Source organism: Natronogracilivirga saccharolytica (assembly GCF_017921895.1).
Lineage (GTDB): Bacteria > Bacteroidota > Rhodothermia > Balneolales > Natronogracilivirgulaceae > Natronogracilivirga > Natronogracilivirga saccharolytica.
Genome location: NZ_JAFIDN010000005.1, coordinates 151,113 through 167,437 on the forward strand (window position 1 = coordinate 151,113; position 16,325 = coordinate 167,437).

A 16,325-nucleotide genomic window follows, 5' to 3' on the forward strand; every position below is an offset into this window, starting at 1 on the left:
ATTCCACGGAAGCACAACTGCCGATTAGAGCGTAAATACATAAGGCCGAATATGCCGAAAGAAAAGCAAACTTACGACCTGCACCCCGACTGGCGGCTTTATCTGGGCCGGTTTGCCCTGGGCGTACTGCTTGTTCCGCTGCTCGGGCTGGGAATATGGCTTATCTGGCACTACCGGAAAAAACTGAATGCAACGGTCTATCGCATAAGCAATTCCGGCATCACCATTGAACGTAAAGATGACCGTGAAACGATAACTCTTGCTGATGTAACCGGATGCAAGGTACATTGGTCTCCGCTGCTGAAACGATTCGGAATCGGCAGTATCGTTGTCTCCCACTCCACAGGATCAGCCGATATTACGGCCATATCTGACCCCGAACCCATTGCCACGCTCATTGAGGACGCTGCGGCATCGGAACGCGAGCGGATGAAGATCCGTGAAGAAGTGGAGAGAACCAAACCGCCCCACCCTTCCGGTACACTGGACAAGAAAAATGAGCTGGTCGGACTCTGGCAGCAGGGCCTGATCTCCGAGAAAGACTATCAGCAGGAGCTCAGGAAATTTGAGTCCTGAAATCCCCTGGTGCTGCAACCACAGACTGCAGGTTGCTCTGGCATCCTGACATCATTAATCCCGCATACGAACAACGCCCGGGCCGGCCGTTTCAGGCGTCCGTCACACATCCCTGCGACGCCGAAGAAACATTACGGATATATTTGAACAAGGCTCCCCGCTTCGCTTTGTAAGCAGGCGGGTTCCAGTTCTTCCTGCGCCGGGCAATTTCCGCATCGGATATGTCCACTTCAATCCGGTTTTCAACGGCATCGATGCTGACGGTGTCACCATCCTCAACCAGTGCGATCAGTCCGCCTGTCTGGGCCTCGGGTGTGATATGACCGACCACAAATCCATGAGTACCACCTGAAAATCTGCCGTCCGTGATCAGAGCAACATCATTGCCGAGTCCGGCACCCATGATGGCTGATGTCACCGAGAGCATTTCCCTCATGCCCGGTCCGCCTTTGGGACCTTCATAACGGATAATCACCACATCGCCCGACTGCACTTTTCCATCCGATATGCCCTGCAGCGACTCCTCCTCTGAGTTGAATACGCGGGCCGTTCCCTTGAAGTGAGTCCCCTCCTTTCCGGTAATTTTTGCAACAGCACCTTCTTCGGCAAGGTTTCCGTACAGAATGGAAAGATGCCCCGTCTTTTTGATGGGTTCGGAGACCGGTGAAATGATCGTTTGCCCCTCTTTCAGGCCTGGCAGTTCTTCCAGGTTTTCTTCCATTGTTTTTCCGGTTACCGTCAGGCAGTCACCGTGCAGGAAACCTTCTTTCAAAAGCAATTTCTGGACGGCCGGCACTCCTCCGACATCGTACAGATCTTCCATCACAAATTTACCGCTTGGTTTCAGATCGGCCAGAAATGGTGTTTTGTCTGAAAAACGCTGGAAGTCATCAATATCAAGTTCCACACCTGCCGAGTGCGCCATGGCCAGCAGATGAAGCACGGCATTGGTCGACCCGCCCAGCGCGATTACCACGGTGATGGCGTTTTCGAAGGCTTTCCGGGTCAGGATCTTGTCCGGCGTGAGCTCTTTCTCCAGCAGAGTCTTCATGGCGGCACCGGCACGCACGCACTCTTCGCGCTTGTCGTCGGATGTTGCGGGTATGGAAGAGCTGTAGGGAAGACTCAGTCCGATGGTCTCGATGGCCGATGCCATGGTATTGGCCGTGTACATGCCGCCGCAGGCGCCGGCACCCGGACAGGCATGCTTCAGCACATCATCCAGTTCATCTTCGTCGATTTTCTTTGTGACATACTGTCCCCAGGCTTCAAACGCCGAAACGATATCGAGTTTGTTGCTGTGGAAATTACCCGGGCGGATGGTCCCGCCATAAACCATAATTGACGGCCGGTTGAGCCGGGCCATTGCCATTACCGATCCCGGCATGTTCTTGTCGCATCCCGGCAGGGCGATCACTCCGTCATACCACTGTGCTGCTGCGACTGTTTCGATGGAATCAGCGATGATATCACGAGACTGGAGGGAATACTTCATGCCGGTAGTACCCATGGATATGCCGTCGCTCACTCCGATCGTGTGAAATACATATCCGATCATAGAGGCATCGACAACCCCGTTTTTCACCAGTTCAGCCAGTTCGTTGAGGTGCATGTTGCACGGATTTCCATCCCATCCCATGCTGGCTATGCCAATTTGCGGCTTGTCAAAATCCTCCTCCTTCAGGCCGGTTGCGTAAAGCATGGCCCTGGAGCCGACCTGTGAGCGTACCTGGGTCAGTCGACTGCTGTATTTATTCAATTCCATAATAATAATGTTTAAACCATTTATTTTCGGGTCGTGCCTGCAGGGTGCGGATAATGCCGGCACATAATTCAAAGACGCAATATGCTACCACATTCATGCCATATTCTCAAGATCAAAATACAAAATAGAATTACGAATTTTATATGAAGCCTTGATGGCTCTATGATGTTTTCAACGACAGCCATCATGAAATTACAGCAATATTTATTCAAAAAGCGCTTTCACAATCATATTTAATTGTGTTATTGCATGTTTTTCCCTTTTTATTTAAACCTGTTTTTCTATTTTGTCTTTTATTTTAAGTGCCAATCCGGCGGTATTTCGTATTTTTTCATTTTTTGCTTCTTCCTGCTGTTGACATAGGGCTTAAAAATCTTACCTTTAGCAGGAGATTGTTCGATAAGAACATTCCCGTACAGATACTCCCGAATTTTTACATGAAACATATTCAGACACATAACAGAGCCATTGCCATTCAGGCCGATTACCATCCGGCCGGCAGCGCACGACCTGCGTCAGAATCGGTTCTGCAGTCTGCTTTGATTTCCGTGTTTGCTTCCCTGGGACTATCTGTCGTCGGTGTCTCCATTCTTCTAATTATTGACCTAATTATTGGCATACTATAACTCACTGCCAGAGGTCAATCTTTCGCCCGCCACATTTTGGACACTGAATCGGATAAAAGGAAATGACCTCTGGGAGAGAGGAACACTCAAAACCCTGTACCATATCCATCCGAAATCATGAAACAGAGTAAAACATCTCCGGAACCCACACAGGAACAACAGACCAAAACAAGCACCCCGAAACATGCCGGCTCAGATCAGCCTGTCAGCCCTGATTCCTCTGAAAAAACCGGTGCTGAAAAGAAGGTAATGAGCGGCGGTGAAATCCTGATTCAGTCCCTGCTTGACCAGGGCGTGGACACCATATTCGGATATCCCGGAGGTGTGGTCCTGGGCGTATACGATATCCTTTTCAAAACTCCGGAGCTGCGCCACATTCTTGTACGGCACGAACAGGGTGGTACTCATGCCGCTGACGGATATGCCCGGGCAACCGGCAAGCCGGGCGTGATCCTGGCAACATCCGGACCCGGAGCGACCAACACGGTCACGGGTATTACCAATGCCATGATGGACTCCATCCCCATGGTGGTACTGACCGGCCAGGTCCCCTCTACCCTCATCGGCAACGACGCTTTTCAGGAAGCTGATATCATAGGAATGACCCGTCCGGTGACCAAGCACAGTTTTCTTGTCAAAAAGACCGAAGACCTGGCCGACGCGATACGCGATGCGTTTTATATTGCCACTTCCGGCCGGCCCGGACCTGTTTTGATCGACCTCCCCAAGGATATGCTTTTCACCGAGGCTGAGTACGAGGCCCGGAAACCCCAGGTTTCCCTCCGCGGCTACAAGCCCCAAACCGAAGCCGCCTCGGAGCAGATCCGCAAGGCAGCAGAACTGATCGCTGTCGCCGAAAAGCCGCTGCTCTATGTCGGCGGAGGTGCCATCTCCAGTGATGCCCATAAAGAAGTCACTGAAATGGCCAGGAAATGCAATATCCCGGTTACCACTACCCTGATGGGACTCGGCGCTTTCCCTGAATCGGACCCCTTGTCGCTCGGAATGCTGGGCATGCACGGAACCTGGTACGCCAACATGGCCATCCAGAAATGTGATGTCCTCATCGCCGTAGGTGCACGTTTCGATGACCGCGTAACCGGACGTGTGGACGGATTCTCACCTCACTCGCGGAAAATCCACATCGACATCGACCCATCCTGTATCAACAAGAACGTCCATGCCGAAGTACCGGTGATCGGCGATGTCAAGCAGGTGCTCGGCGAGCTGATCGGACAGGTGGACCGCGTGGATACGACCGAATGGCTGCAGACCATCGACAAATGGCGCGAAGAACATCCGCTCCGATACGAGCCCCGCAACAAGGAAATCGCCCCGCAGTACATGATCCAGGAGATTTCCGGGGTAACCGAAGGTGAGGCCATCATCTCCACCGATGTGGGTCAGCATCAGATGTGGGCGGCACAATACTACAAATTCAATCATCCCAAGTCATGGTTGTCCTCAGGCGGCCTCGGTACCATGGGATTCGGATTTCCCGCTGCCCTCGGCGCTGCCGTAGCACAGCCCGGCCGCGAAGTATGGTGCGTCACCGGTGACGGCGGCTTCCAGATGACATCCATGGAGCTGGCAACAGCCGTGGCCTACAACATCCCGGTCAAAATTGCCATCATGAACAATGGTTACCTCGGCATGGTGCGGCAATGGCAGGAAATGTTCTATGGCGGACGATATTCCCACTCCTTCCTCGAGGAAAGCAACCCCGATTTCGTAAAAATGGCCGAAACGTACGGTGCCGTCGGCATGAGGGCAAAAACGACTGATGAACTTGCCGAAGTGCTCGAAAAAGCCCATGCCATCAAGGACCGCCCCGTTGTCATGGATATCTGGGTGAGCAAGGAAGAGTGCGTGTATCCCATGATCCCGCCGGGAAAGGCCGTGGATGAACTGGTAGACACCCCCTGGCCCGTCCAACCCAAAAACAAGAAATAACAATCCGCACAGGAGGATCATGGAAGCAGCAGTAACCAAACAGAAAAAGCACACCATCTCCATGAAGGTGAATCACAACTTCAATGCGCTGGCCCGCATTGCCGGATTGTTTACCGGACGGGGATTCAACATCGACAGCATCAGCATCGGCGAAGCCGAAGAAGAAAAAATGGCCAGCTGCACCATCACCACGCACGGCGACGAGCGGATCATCGATCAGATCATCCTGCAGCTCGACAAACTGGTGGATGTGGTCAGTGTGGAAGATCTGACATTCCTGCCTCATGTGGAACGCGAGCTGGCTCTGATCAAAGTGGTGTCGACGAAGGAAAAACAGTCTGAAATCATTCAGGTGGCCAATGTTTTTCGCGCCAAGGTGATCGATATCAGTCCGGAAAGTCTGACGGTCGAAATTACCGGACGCAAAGACAAGGTCGATGCAGCCATCGGCATGTTCGAGCCGTTCGGAATACGGCAGGTTGCCCGGACCGGAACGGTTGCCATGAAACGCGAATATCAGCCTAAAGAATGAACTGTCACATTATTAACCAACAACACACGAAAATAAAGTAAGTAAAAACATGAAATTATATTATGACAACGATGCCGATCTCTCCATTCTGAAGGACAAGACCGTGGCTGTACTGGGGTATGGCAGCCAGGGTCACGCCCATGCGCTGAACCTTCATGAAAGCGGGGTTTCGGTAGTTGTGGGACTTCGCAAGGGGAGCAAGTCATGGAAAAAAGCGGAATCGGACGGACTCGAAGTCCTCGAAACTGCCGACGCGGCCGCCCGTGCCGATGTCGTGATGGTGCTTTTGCCCGACGAAAAACAACAGGAAATCTATGAATCCGACATCAAGCCGAATCTCAAGTCCGGCAACGCACTGGTATTCGCTCACGGCTTCAACATCCATTTTAATCAGATTGTCCCGCCGGAAAATATCGGCGTGTTTATGGTAGCACCCAAAGGTCCGGGACATCTTGTGCGCCGGGTCTATACCGAAGGCGCCGGCGTGCCATGCCTTTTTGCCATCCATCAGGACCCCGACGGAAATATCCGCGATCTGGCGCTGGCCTATGCCAAGGGCATCGGCGGAACACGGGCCGGCGTAATCGAAACCACATTCGAAGAAGAGACCGAGACCGACCTGTTCGGCGAGCAGGCCGTATTGTGCGGCGGCATGACCGAGCTGGTCAACACAGGCTTTGATGTGCTGGTAAAAGCCGGATACAAACCGGAAATCGCCTATTTCGAATGCCTCCATGAGATGAAACTGATTGTGGATCTGATGTACGAGGGCGGTATCGCCGGAATGTATCACTCAGTAAGCGACACCGCAGAGTACGGCGGAATGACATCCGGGCCGAAAGTGATCGACTCCGGTACCCGGCAGCGGATGGAAGAAATTCTGGAGAACATCCAGAGCGGGAAATTTGCCCGTGACTGGATTCTGGAAAACAAGGCCGGAAGAGCTTCTCTGGAAGCCTTGCGGCGCAAACACGATCGACTGCCCATTGAAAAGATCGGTGGTGAACTGCGCGATATGATGAGCTGGATAAAAAAATAGGACTGACTGATTCATGGAAACCCGAACGATAGACCTGTTTGATACCACGCTGCGTGACGGCACCCAGGGTGAAGGCATTTCGCTTTCATCGGAAGATAAAATGCGTATTGCCCGGCGTCTGGACCAGGCAGGCATTGATTACATCGAAGGTGGCTGGCCCGGGTCCAATCCAAAGGACCTGGATTTTTTCACTAAAGCCAGAGATCACAGGTTTGATCATGCCCGTCTTGTCGCATTCGGAAGCACCATGCGCTACGGCAATACGCCCGAAAAAGACCCCAACCTCATGGCGTTGGTTGAGGCCGGCACGCCTGCGGTCTCCATTTTCGGCAAAACCTGGCTGTTTCACGTACATCAGGCACTTGGTATTACCGATCGGGACAACCTGGATCTGATCCGGCAATCTGTTGCGTTCATGACAGCGCATGATAAAGAGGTGGTTTATGATGCAGAGCACTTCTTTGACGGGTACAAGGACAACCCGGACTATGCGCTGCAAACTCTGCAGCAAGCCGCACAGGCCGGCGCTTCGGCGCTGGTGTTGTGCGACACCAACGGCGGCACCCTGCCGCAGGAAGTCTCCGAGATCGTGCGGACCGTCATCGGGCGGTTTCCGGACACGGTTATCGGAATTCATGCCCACAACGACGGGGAGCTGGCGGTAGCAAATACCCTGGCAGCTGTGGAAAGCGGATGCCGTCACGTTCAGGGAACCATCAACGGATACGGCGAGCGATGCGGCAACGTCAACCTCTGCTCGGTGATCCCGAATCTTCAGCTGAAGATGGGGTACGACTGCATCGATCCGGACAAAATGGCCAAAGTAACCAGCCTTTCGCACTATGTAAGCGAGGTAGCCAATGTCATGCCGTTTGATCATCAGGCCTTCGTCGGGAAAAGCGCCTTTGCTCACAAAGGCGGCATCCACGTCAGCGCCGTGATGAAAAACCCGTCCACATACGAGCATATTGAACCCGAGACCGTGGGCAACAAGCGCCGGGTACTGGTTTCCGACCTCTCGGGAAAAAGCAACATCCATTACAAGTCCGACGAACTCGGTATCGATCTGCTCTCCTACGGTGACAAGGTTCCCGAAATCGTCGGAGCACTCAAGGATCTTGAAAACCAGGGATTTCAGTATGAGGCCGCCGAAGGCTCCCTGGACCTGCTCATACGCAAAATTACCGGTGAATGGCAGGATCTGTTCGAACTGAAGGGATTCCGGGTCATCATCGAAAAGAACGAGCGGGCGGAAGTCCGGTCAGAGGCAACCATCCGGCTGCTGGTCAACGGCGAGGAGGAACACACCGCCGCCGACGGCAACGGTCCGGTTCACGCACTGGACGCCGCCCTTCGCAAGGCGATCTGCAAATTTTATCCGGAAGTGGATCAGATGCAGCTTTCGGATTACAAAGTGCGGGTCCTCAATGAAAAAGACGGCACGGGTGCCAAAGTTCGCGTGCTGATCGATTCACAAAACAACGGAACAAGCTGGGGCACTGTCGGGGTCTCTGAAAATATCATAGAGGCCAGCTGGCAGGCGCTCATGGAAAGCATGGCGTATTACCTCCAGCAGCAAAAAATCACAACTGAAAATCACTCATAACCATGAAGAAACGAATCCATATCTTCGATACAACGCTCCGCGACGGTGAACAGGCTCCCGGATTCAGCATGAATCTGGACGAAAAAGTTCGGTTGGCCCGTCAGCTAGAGCTACTCGGTGCGGATGTGATCGAGGCCGGATTCCCTATCTCTTCCGAGGGCGATTTTCAGGCGGTGCGGGAAATTTCCCGGCAGGTTAAAAACTGTACTGTTGCCGGACTCTGCCGCGCGCGAAAGGGTGATATCGACCGTGCCTGGGAGGCATTGCAGCATGCCGAAAAACCGAGGATTCACACGTTCATCGCCACCTCCGACATCCATATGGAGCACAAACTTAAGAAAAACCGAAGCGAGGTGATTGAAGATGCGGTCTGGGCTGTCGGCTACGCCAGCAGCCTGTGCGATGAGGTGGAGTTTTCGGCTGAAGATGCCACACGCAGCGACATCAACTTCCTCTGCGAGATCGTAGAGGCAGCTATTGACGCCGGAGCCAAAGTCATCAACATCCCCGATACTGTCGGCTATGCCGTCCCCTGGGAGTTCGGTGAGATGATCCGGACGCTGCGCGAGCGTGTACCCAATATCGACAAGGCCATTCTGAGCGTCCACTGCCACAATGACCTCGGCATGGGTGTGGCAAACTCGCTGATGGCCGTACGAAACGGTGCCCAGCAAATCGAGTGCACCATCAACGGCATTGGTGAACGCGCCGGCAACGCGGCCCTGGAAGAGATCGTCATGGCCATGCAGACCCGCGGGCCCGAGTTTGAAGAGGAGATAACCATCAACACCAGGGAGATCTATCCTACCAGCAAAATGCTCTGCGAAATCACGGGCATGCAGGTGCAGGTCAACAAGGCGGTTGTCGGACTCAATGCCTTCGCCCACGAAGCCGGCATCCATCAGGACGGTGTGCTGAAAAATCCGCTCACCTACGAGATCATGACCCCGCAGTCGGTGGGCATCACCTCCAACAACATCGTCCTCGGGAAGCACTCCGGGCGGCGCGCGCTTAATGCGAGGATGGAAAAGCTCGGATACGAACTTTCAAAAGAACAAATGGATGAGGTCTATGAGGCTTTCATCTCCATCGCTGACAAAAAGAAAGTGGTCGTCGACGAAGACCTCATCGGAATAGCCCCGAACGGAGTCTCCCACATGAGCACCACCTTCGTAAAAGAAACCGTACAAGAATACTTAAACAGGCAGTAATCATGGCAATGACCTTAACTGAAAAAATCCTGGCCAGGGCATCGGGCCGTTCTCACGTAGATGCCGGAGAAACCGTATGGGTTAACGTGGATGTGCTTTTGACGCACGACGTCTGCGGCCCGCCCACCATCGGCATCTTCAAGCGTGAATTCGGAGAGGATGCCCGCGTCTGGGACAAGGACAAGGTGGTCATCATCCCCGATCACTACATCTTTACCAATGACAAGTACGCCAATCGAAATATTGATATCCTGCGTGCCTTTGCCGCCGATCAGGACCTGCCCCACTACTATGATGTGGGCACCGACCGGTACAAGGGCGTATGCCACACGGCCATGCCGGAAGAAGGATTCACCCGCCCGGGCGATGTGCTTTTCGGAACCGACTCGCACACCTGTACCGCCGGGGCATTCGGACAATTTGCAACCGGAATCGGCAACACCGACGCCGGATTCATCATGGGCGCCGGCAAACTCTGGGTAAAAGTCCCGGAAACCATGAAGTTCATTTTCGAAGGCGAAATACCGCCCTACATCATGGCCAAGGACCTCATCCTGCAGATTATCGGTGATATCGGGGTGGATGGCGGCACCTATCGTGCCATGGAATTCGCCGGTGACGGCGTGATGAACATGGACATGGAAGGCCGGATGACCCTGACCAACATGGTGATCGAAGGCGGCGGCAAGAACGGGGTTGTCGAACCCGACGAAACAACGTTCGATTATGTGCGCCAGCGCACCGACTACGACTTCACCCCGATGTACAACGATCCGGATGCGAAGTATCACAGTGTTCGGACCTACAAAAGCTCCGAACTCGAACCGATGGTAGCCAAGCCGCATTCACCGGACAACAAGGCGACGGTGGGCGAAGTCAAAAACACCAAACTGACCCGCGCCTATATCGGCTCCTGCACCGGCGGGAAGCTCTCGGATTTCGAAGCCGCCGCGCGCATCATAAAAGGTCATGAAGTCGGCGTGGAAACGTATGTCGTACCGGCTACGACCAAAGTGCGCGACGATCTGAGGACAACGTATTACGAAGGGGAAACGCTCTGGGATATCTTCGTAAACGCCGGAGCCCGCATGGGCGAAGCCTCCTGCGCTGCCTGCCTGGGTGGCCCGGCCGACACATTCGGACGTATGCAGGGCGATGAGATCTGCATATCCACCACCAACCGGAACTTCCCGGGGCGGATGGGATCGAAAAAAGCACAGGTCTATCTCGCATCTCCCTACACCGTAGCCGCCTCAGCGATTACAGGCAAAATTACCGATCCGCGCGAATATTTGCCGGTGGACAGCACGGTAAAACAGCATGCCTGATGCGGTGGCCGCATAACCCCGCTACCCAACACATTCATAATCAAACGATTCGAAAAACAGCAACACAATGAGTAAAATTATCAAAGGCAAGGCGTTTGTCGTTGGAAATGACATCGATACCGATCAGATCATCCCAGCCGAGCACCTGGTCTACAGCCTCGAAGATCCTGAAGAAAAACGATTCTACGGACGCTATGCCCTGTCCGGCGTCCCGGACGACAAATCGGGCCTTCCGCAGGGCGGTATCCCTTTCACCGATCCCGACAAGTTTGAATCCGAATACAGCATCATCATCGGCGGGAAAAATTTCGGTTGCGGATCATCCCGCGAGCATGCCCCGTTCGCACTGCAGGTGGCAGGAGCGCAGGCAGTTGTCGCCACCGGCTACGCCAGGATCTTCTTCCGCAATGCCGTTGACGGCGGATTCATCATCCCCTATGAAAGCCACGATGACCTGGTCGAAAACTTCTCGACCGGCGACGAGGCTGAAATCGACGGCGAACTCAACATCATTAAAAACCATACCACAGGCAAAAGTTACCCGCTGAAAAAACTCGGGGATGTCGTTGATATCGTCGATGCCGGCGGTATTTTCAAATATGCTGCAAAACACGGGATGATATGAGCAAGAAAGTAGTATTACTGCCGGGCGACGGCATTGGTGCAGAAGTCGTAAGAGAAGCGGAAAAAATAATTGCTCATTTATCAGATCACTACGGAATCGGCATCGAAACCGAAACCCATCTTGTAGGTGGTGCGAGTCTGGATGCTCATGATATTCCGGTGAAGGATGAGGTTGTGGAAGCCTGCAAGTCAGCCGACGCCGTGCTGCTCGGTGCCGTAGGCGGCCCGAAATGGGATGACTACCCGTCAGACAAACGTCCGGAAAAAGCCCTGCTGCGGCTGCGCAAAGACCTCGGGCTGTTCAACAATCTGCGTCCGGTTACCGTTTTTTCCTCATTGAAAGACGCCTCCCCCCTTCGTCCTGAAGTTGTCGACGGCGTGGATCTGCTTGTCGTCCGGGAGCTTACCGGAGGACTCTATTTCGGAGAGCCAAAAGAGATAACAGAGGTAAACGGGGAAGAGACCGGTGTAGATACCATGCGCTACTCGGTGACGGAAATTGAACGAATAACCAGAGCCGCATTTGATGCCGCACGAAAAAGACGCGGCAAGGTGACCTCTGTGGACAAGGCCAATATTCTGGCGACCTCCCAGCTTTGGCGGAAAACGGTAACCCGCATTGCCGCGGAGTACCCGGATGTAGAACTGGAGCACATGCTGGTCGATAACTGCGCGATGCAGCTCATCCGCAATCCGTCCGGTTTCGATGTCATCCTGACCGAAAACATGTTCGGAGACATTTTGAGCGATGAGGCAGCCATGCTGACCGGGTCGATCGGCATGCTTCCGTCCGCAAGTCTGGGAGACGGCACCGGCATGTACGAACCCGTTCACGGATCTGCTCCCGATATTGCCGGGAAAGACATTGCGAATCCGCTGGCCACCCTGGCGTCGGTAGCACTGATGTTCCGTTTTTCGCTTGGTCACGAAAAAGCGGCATCCGACATCGAGGAAGCCATCAGTGCCGTGCTCAATGCGGGTTACAACTGCAAGGACATGAGCCGGCATGCCCGCCATGTGCTGTCGACATCCGAAATGGGAGACAAAATCCTGAGTGTCATCATTGAAAAGCAGGACGGCTGACCCCGTCATTGAAAAATCAGAAGAAAACCTGAAACCGGATGCATCTTCAAATATGACAGCCCCCGGTTCAGACGTTCAGGATACGGTCATGCAAGGTATTCCATGTCAGTGAGTTTCATTATCACTGATAACGTGGTATTATTGTGGACATACCGGAAGACCGGAACATAAATCAGAAATCATTTGCGGAAAGATCATGCTAAAGGATAAAAAAATCACGATCATCGGTGCGGGCAAAATGGGTGAGACACTGGCCAGCAGATTCTTGTCCACCGGCACACTCTCCAGGGACCAACTCTTTATTACGGCAAAACACGAATCGCGGGTCGCCTATTTCGATGAGAAATTCGGCATCAAGGGATCAACAGACAACGCCGCCGCGGTAAAAAACGCCGATATTATTCTGTTATGCGTGAAGCCCCAGATCGCTCCGAAAGTCATTGAGCTAATCAGGGAATCCATCAACCAGGATCAGCTGGTGATATCCATTATGGCTGGTTATACGCTCGAACAGCTGCAAAAAGCGCTGGTCCTGCCCCTTCCGGTCATCCGGGCGATGCCCAATACACCCAGTGAAATCGGAGCCGGGATGACCGTGCTGGCATCCGGCAACCAAACCAACGGTGATCACATCGCATTTGCAAAAGCGCTGTTTGATACCGTCGGAGAAACCACCGTACTTGACGAAAAATATTTTGATGCCGTAACCGGATTAAGTGCCAGCGGACCGGCGTTCATCTACATGGTCATCGAAGCCCTGGCCGAGGGTGGCGTTAAATGCGGATTGCCCCGGGACGTCTCGACCACCCTCGTTACCCAGGCCTGCCTGGGAGCCGCCCGTATGGTCGCTGAAACCGGCCAGCATCCGGCCATCCTCAAAGATCATGTCACTACTCCGGCCGGATGTACCATTGACGGCCTGCTCAAACTTGAAGAAGGCGGACTGCGCGTGACCATGATCAAAGCGGTCGATGAGGCGGCAAGACGGGCCAAAGAGCTCGGCGGCGAATAATTCAGCCGGTCAAACAGGCACAGCAGCTGGCTGTTACTTACGCTGATGTCATGCCGTTTCCCAACTTCCCTGGTAGTCTTTTATCCGTTACGAACTGGCGGTTTTAAAAACTCCATTTACGGTTTAACCGGACCCGTTGGACTCGCGCAGCTCCGATAAAAAGACACCCTGCCGTAGATTAGAAATTTCTAACTTGACTTAATCATATAAAACTTCGCAATCTATTTCGTAGTTATTCTGGTCCTCGGGCAATACTATTTTTCGCAATAACTGGCAATTAAGGGTTACTATGATTCCTGTGAACAGCAGCTCACCTTCATATTGCTTCACGTTCACATTCGTCTATGAAGTTGCATCAAGGATATCATATGATGATGGCGTCGCCTGAGCAAACCATTTTATACTCAGGCTGACGGTTGGGGAGATTTTCAATAGTATATATGTCAAATACGGTCAGCCAGCGATGATTTTTGACAGGAATGTGATACTTCAGAGCGTGTTTACCGTATTTAATGCCAACTGACTTGCAGAAAAACTGCGTTTTAACAACCAGCAACTACTAACAAAAACAGGAGGAAAAAATCACTTTTTTAACCGATGGCCGGTAGTTCATTCCGGTTAACCCGGGCATAAGAGGCATCGCCAGAGTCCCTGCTTGGTCCTGATGACAAGCGCAAGTTTGCCGACTGACGACTCTACGATAACGGGCAGCGACAACTGCCCCTGCCTCCGCCAGCTCACCTCCGGAGGTATCCGGCCTGCCAAACCGCACTGCAGGATTACGTGCACCCGAAAAACAGAATTTGCCGAAATATGAAACCGGCAAAACAGCAGCAGCAAACAGCAACCTGTGCCAAAAGCAATTTGGCCGGACAAAAAAACCGGATTGTGGCCATGCCGCCACTCCGGATAATAATGAATCAAAACGGAGATAATTATGAAACGGTATATAATGACAATATTGGCATTATTTTTCCTTGCCAATATGCTATACGCTCAAAGTAACGAAGCGACAATTAACCAAAAGAACGACGGTCACCAAGCAAGCATCGAACAAGTTGGTAATATAAATGAGGCGGTAATTGATCAACTTGGTTACAATGACATTGCTGAAATAACCCAAGACGGTATCGATAATTATGCAAATATATGGCAGGGAAATGAAGGTTATCATACCGGTACCACATGGAATGCAAGGTCATATGTGGACCAAGAGGGTAACGAGAACGTCGCTCTGGTAACACAGCGTCTTTGGACCGGTTCCCAGCGATCCAGATCCTTTATTAATCAAGATGGTGAGGAAAACCATGCCGAACAAGAACTGACCAACGGAGCGAGAGCAAATATCGACCAGTTGGGATCTTCCAATGAGGCTTATCAGTTCCTTAATACCAACTATAGAATCAATATAGGAGTAATTGACCAGGAAGGAGACAACAACTGGGCCGAGCAAATACAAGGTTCATCAGACCTGACTACAAAAATATACCAGTTTGGTGATGATAATGAAGCAAAAAGTGACCAGTCAGGTACCGGACATATGTCAAAAATTGCTCAGGGTGCCGAAGCTCATGATTGGCCTGCTATTGAAAGTTTCAGCAATTTTGCTGAAATCACGCAATCTGACTCTTACAATACTGCTACCATAGGACAATGGGGAGATGGCAATGATGCCACAATAATGCAATCAGCAGATGACAATACAGCTAATGTATTCCAGTTCGGTGATGCCAACACTGCAAATGTGACTCAGTCAGCTCAATAATGTCAATAGCGTTTTTTCAGCATCAAAATCTGCTATGTGAAGTACAACTCAGTAACCGCTTCTGTAAACAAAAACAAATCAACAAGTTAAGAGGTAAAGCCATGAAACAATCAATTTTACTCGTATTCTTAATGATGTTGGCGACAAGTCTTACACTTGCGCAAAACAACAACAGCTACATCAATCAAAGCGCTGACGGCAATAAAGCAACTGTCAGCCAGACAGGTGAGATCAATGACAGCAAAATCAATCAGACTACCGATGGACACATGGCCGATGTCACGCAAGATGGCATCGAAAACATCAATATTTTGAATCAATTTGGTAACAACAGTTCAGAATATACACTTGTACAGGATGGAAATAACAATTACTCACGTATCCGGCAAGGTCAGTTTGGTGGAAGTGAGGCTGATATCACCCAGGTAGGAGATCGCAACAGGCTCACAGGTACTGGTGGCCAGGCAACCCAGGGTACACGAAATATTCTGGACCTTAACCAGGAAGGAGATGATCATACCGCTCATGTTTATCAGGATATGGCTGATCATGAATTATACATCGTTCAAATTGATCTTGAAAACTATGCGCGGGTACATCAGGATGCCAATAATGGAGCAATTGCTACACTTACGCAAGATGGAGTGCAGAACAGACTTTTTGTCCGGCAAAACGATTGGGGATATCATACCCTCACCTTTGTCCAGGAAGGCAATGATAATAAAGGTGAAACAACCCAGCTTGGCTATAACAACACAATGGATATAGCTCAATTAGGAAATAACAACCTTGTCAGCGTGGAGCAGGGCGGTGTTGATGGTGGTAATATCTTCATGCTTGAACAAGTCGGAAATGGTAACCAATTTGGTGAACAAGGCAACCCGTTCATGCAAGATGGCGATGGTAACATGGTTGTCGGCGTTATCAACCTAGATGGACTTGAACTTGATATGGGCAATCCCGCTGTCCAGGCTAACGGCGCAATTTTTGACACCGAAAGCAAACAAATTGGTGATAACCATATCATCGGATTAAGCCAGGGCGCCGGCGACTGGGCCTTAATTCAACAGTTCGGTGGCGATGGAAATACAGCTTTATTATGTCAGGATGGCGGTGCACATGAGGCCGATATTATTCAGAATGGCAGCGGCAACACATCAGTCGTCAAACAAAAGCAATAACAAAACCATAATTATTAAATCCTA

The 16,325-nt window shown here is 51.8% G+C and carries 14 protein-coding genes; 13 read left to right on the plus strand and 1 reads right to left on the minus strand.

Annotated features, from left to right (window positions below; all coding sequences use genetic code 11):
- The first annotated feature begins 51 nt into the window (after positions 1-51).
- Positions 52-576: a hypothetical protein gene (locus tag NATSA_RS08180; protein WP_210511531.1), complete on the plus strand. Its 525-nt coding sequence runs from the start codon at positions 52-54 to the stop codon at positions 574-576.
- A gap of 91 nt (positions 577-667) precedes the next feature.
- Here the strand turns inward: NATSA_RS08180 and ilvD are convergent, their stop codons facing one another.
- Positions 668-2,341, minus strand: coding sequence for a dihydroxy-acid dehydratase (ilvD, locus tag NATSA_RS08185; RefSeq protein ID WP_210511532.1), 1,674 nt, complete (start codon positions 2,339-2,341; stop codon positions 668-670).
- Positions 2,342-2,778: 437 nt separating this feature from the next.
- On the opposite strand from ilvD, the gene NATSA_RS08190 reads away from it, so the two are divergent.
- The 12 genes from NATSA_RS08190 (at position 2,779) to NATSA_RS08245 (ending at position 16,301) form a co-directional block, all read left to right on the plus strand.
- Positions 2,779-2,967: a hypothetical protein gene (locus NATSA_RS08190; protein ID WP_210511533.1), complete on the plus strand. Its 189-nt coding sequence runs from the start codon at positions 2,779-2,781 to the stop codon at positions 2,965-2,967.
- Positions 2,968-3,216: 249 nt separating this feature from the next.
- Positions 3,217-4,920, plus strand: a complete 1,704-nt coding sequence (gene ilvB / locus NATSA_RS08195; RefSeq protein ID WP_419539859.1) for a biosynthetic-type acetolactate synthase large subunit — start codon at positions 3,217-3,219, stop codon at positions 4,918-4,920.
- A gap of 19 nt (positions 4,921-4,939) precedes the next feature.
- Positions 4,940-5,452 (plus strand): acetolactate synthase small subunit, encoded by a 513-nt coding sequence (ilvN, locus tag NATSA_RS08200; RefSeq protein ID WP_210511536.1) that lies wholly within the window; start codon positions 4,940-4,942, stop codon positions 5,450-5,452.
- Positions 5,453-5,501: 49 nt separating this feature from the next.
- Positions 5,502-6,491, plus strand: a complete 990-nt coding sequence (gene ilvC / locus NATSA_RS08205) for a ketol-acid reductoisomerase (protein WP_210511539.1) — start codon at positions 5,502-5,504, stop codon at positions 6,489-6,491.
- 13 nt (positions 6,492-6,504) lie between these two features.
- On the plus strand, positions 6,505-8,097 hold the full coding sequence (gene cimA / locus NATSA_RS08210) for a citramalate synthase (RefSeq protein WP_210511541.1): 1,593 nt from the start codon (positions 6,505-6,507) through the stop codon (positions 8,095-8,097).
- A gap of 2 nt (positions 8,098-8,099) precedes the next feature.
- Positions 8,100-9,308, plus strand: coding sequence for a 2-isopropylmalate synthase (locus NATSA_RS08215; RefSeq protein ID WP_210511543.1), 1,209 nt, complete (start codon positions 8,100-8,102; stop codon positions 9,306-9,308).
- A gap of 2 nt (positions 9,309-9,310) precedes the next feature.
- The gene (locus NATSA_RS08220; protein ID WP_210511544.1) at positions 9,311-10,636 is read left to right on the plus strand and encodes a 3-isopropylmalate dehydratase large subunit; all 1,326 of its coding nucleotides are present in this window, start codon (positions 9,311-9,313) and stop codon (positions 10,634-10,636) included.
- 67 nt (positions 10,637-10,703) lie between these two features.
- Positions 10,704-11,261 carry a hypothetical protein gene (locus tag NATSA_RS08225; RefSeq protein WP_210511546.1) on the plus strand — a complete coding sequence of 186 codons (558 nt, stop codon included), beginning with the start codon at positions 10,704-10,706 and terminating at the stop codon, positions 11,259-11,261.
- Entirely contained in the window at positions 11,258-12,343 is a 1,086-nt protein-coding gene (leuB, locus tag NATSA_RS08230) for a 3-isopropylmalate dehydrogenase (RefSeq protein ID WP_210511548.1), read from the plus strand. The genes NATSA_RS08225 and leuB overlap by 4 nt, the downstream gene beginning before the upstream one ends.
- A 196-nt stretch (positions 12,344-12,539) precedes the next feature.
- Positions 12,540-13,355 (plus strand): pyrroline-5-carboxylate reductase, encoded by an 816-nt coding sequence (gene proC / locus NATSA_RS08235; RefSeq protein ID WP_210511550.1) that lies wholly within the window; start codon positions 12,540-12,542, stop codon positions 13,353-13,355.
- A gap of 937 nt (positions 13,356-14,292) precedes the next feature.
- A complete protein-coding gene (locus NATSA_RS08240; RefSeq protein WP_210511552.1) occupies positions 14,293-15,120 on the plus strand; it encodes a hypothetical protein in 828 nt (275 codons plus the stop codon).
- 101 nt (positions 15,121-15,221) lie between these two features.
- Positions 15,222-16,301: a hypothetical protein gene (locus tag NATSA_RS08245; RefSeq protein ID WP_210511554.1), complete on the plus strand. Its 1,080-nt coding sequence runs from the start codon at positions 15,222-15,224 to the stop codon at positions 16,299-16,301.
- The last annotated feature ends 24 nt before the right edge of the window (positions 16,302-16,325 follow it).

Coding starts and splice junctions, on each gene's coding strand:
- NATSA_RS08245 (WP_210511554.1), top strand. CDS start 15,222: ATGAAACAATCAATTTTACTCGTATTCTTAATGATGTTGGCGACAAGT.
- NATSA_RS08225 (WP_210511546.1), top strand. CDS start 10,704: ATGAGTAAAATTATCAAAGGCAAGGCGTTTGTCGTTGGAAATGACATC.
- leuB (WP_210511548.1), top strand. CDS start 11,258: ATGAGCAAGAAAGTAGTATTACTGCCGGGCGACGGCATTGGTGCAGAA.
- NATSA_RS08240 (WP_210511552.1), top strand. CDS start 14,293: ATGAAACGGTATATAATGACAATATTGGCATTATTTTTCCTTGCCAAT.
- NATSA_RS08180 (WP_210511531.1), top strand. CDS start 52: ATGCCGAAAGAAAAGCAAACTTACGACCTGCACCCCGACTGGCGGCTT.
- ilvD (WP_210511532.1), bottom strand. CDS start 2,341: ATGGAATTGAATAAATACAGCAGTCGACTGACCCAGGTACGCTCACAG.
- NATSA_RS08220 (WP_210511544.1), top strand. CDS start 9,311: ATGGCAATGACCTTAACTGAAAAAATCCTGGCCAGGGCATCGGGCCGT.
- ilvC (WP_210511539.1), top strand. CDS start 5,502: ATGAAATTATATTATGACAACGATGCCGATCTCTCCATTCTGAAGGAC.
- cimA (WP_210511541.1), top strand. CDS start 6,505: ATGGAAACCCGAACGATAGACCTGTTTGATACCACGCTGCGTGACGGC.
- NATSA_RS08215 (WP_210511543.1), top strand. CDS start 8,100: ATGAAGAAACGAATCCATATCTTCGATACAACGCTCCGCGACGGTGAA.
- ilvN (WP_210511536.1), top strand. CDS start 4,940: ATGGAAGCAGCAGTAACCAAACAGAAAAAGCACACCATCTCCATGAAG.
- NATSA_RS08190 (WP_210511533.1), top strand. CDS start 2,779: ATGAAACATATTCAGACACATAACAGAGCCATTGCCATTCAGGCCGAT.
- proC (WP_210511550.1), top strand. CDS start 12,540: ATGCTAAAGGATAAAAAAATCACGATCATCGGTGCGGGCAAAATGGGT.
- ilvB (WP_419539859.1), top strand. CDS start 3,217: ATGAGCGGCGGTGAAATCCTGATTCAGTCCCTGCTTGACCAGGGCGTG.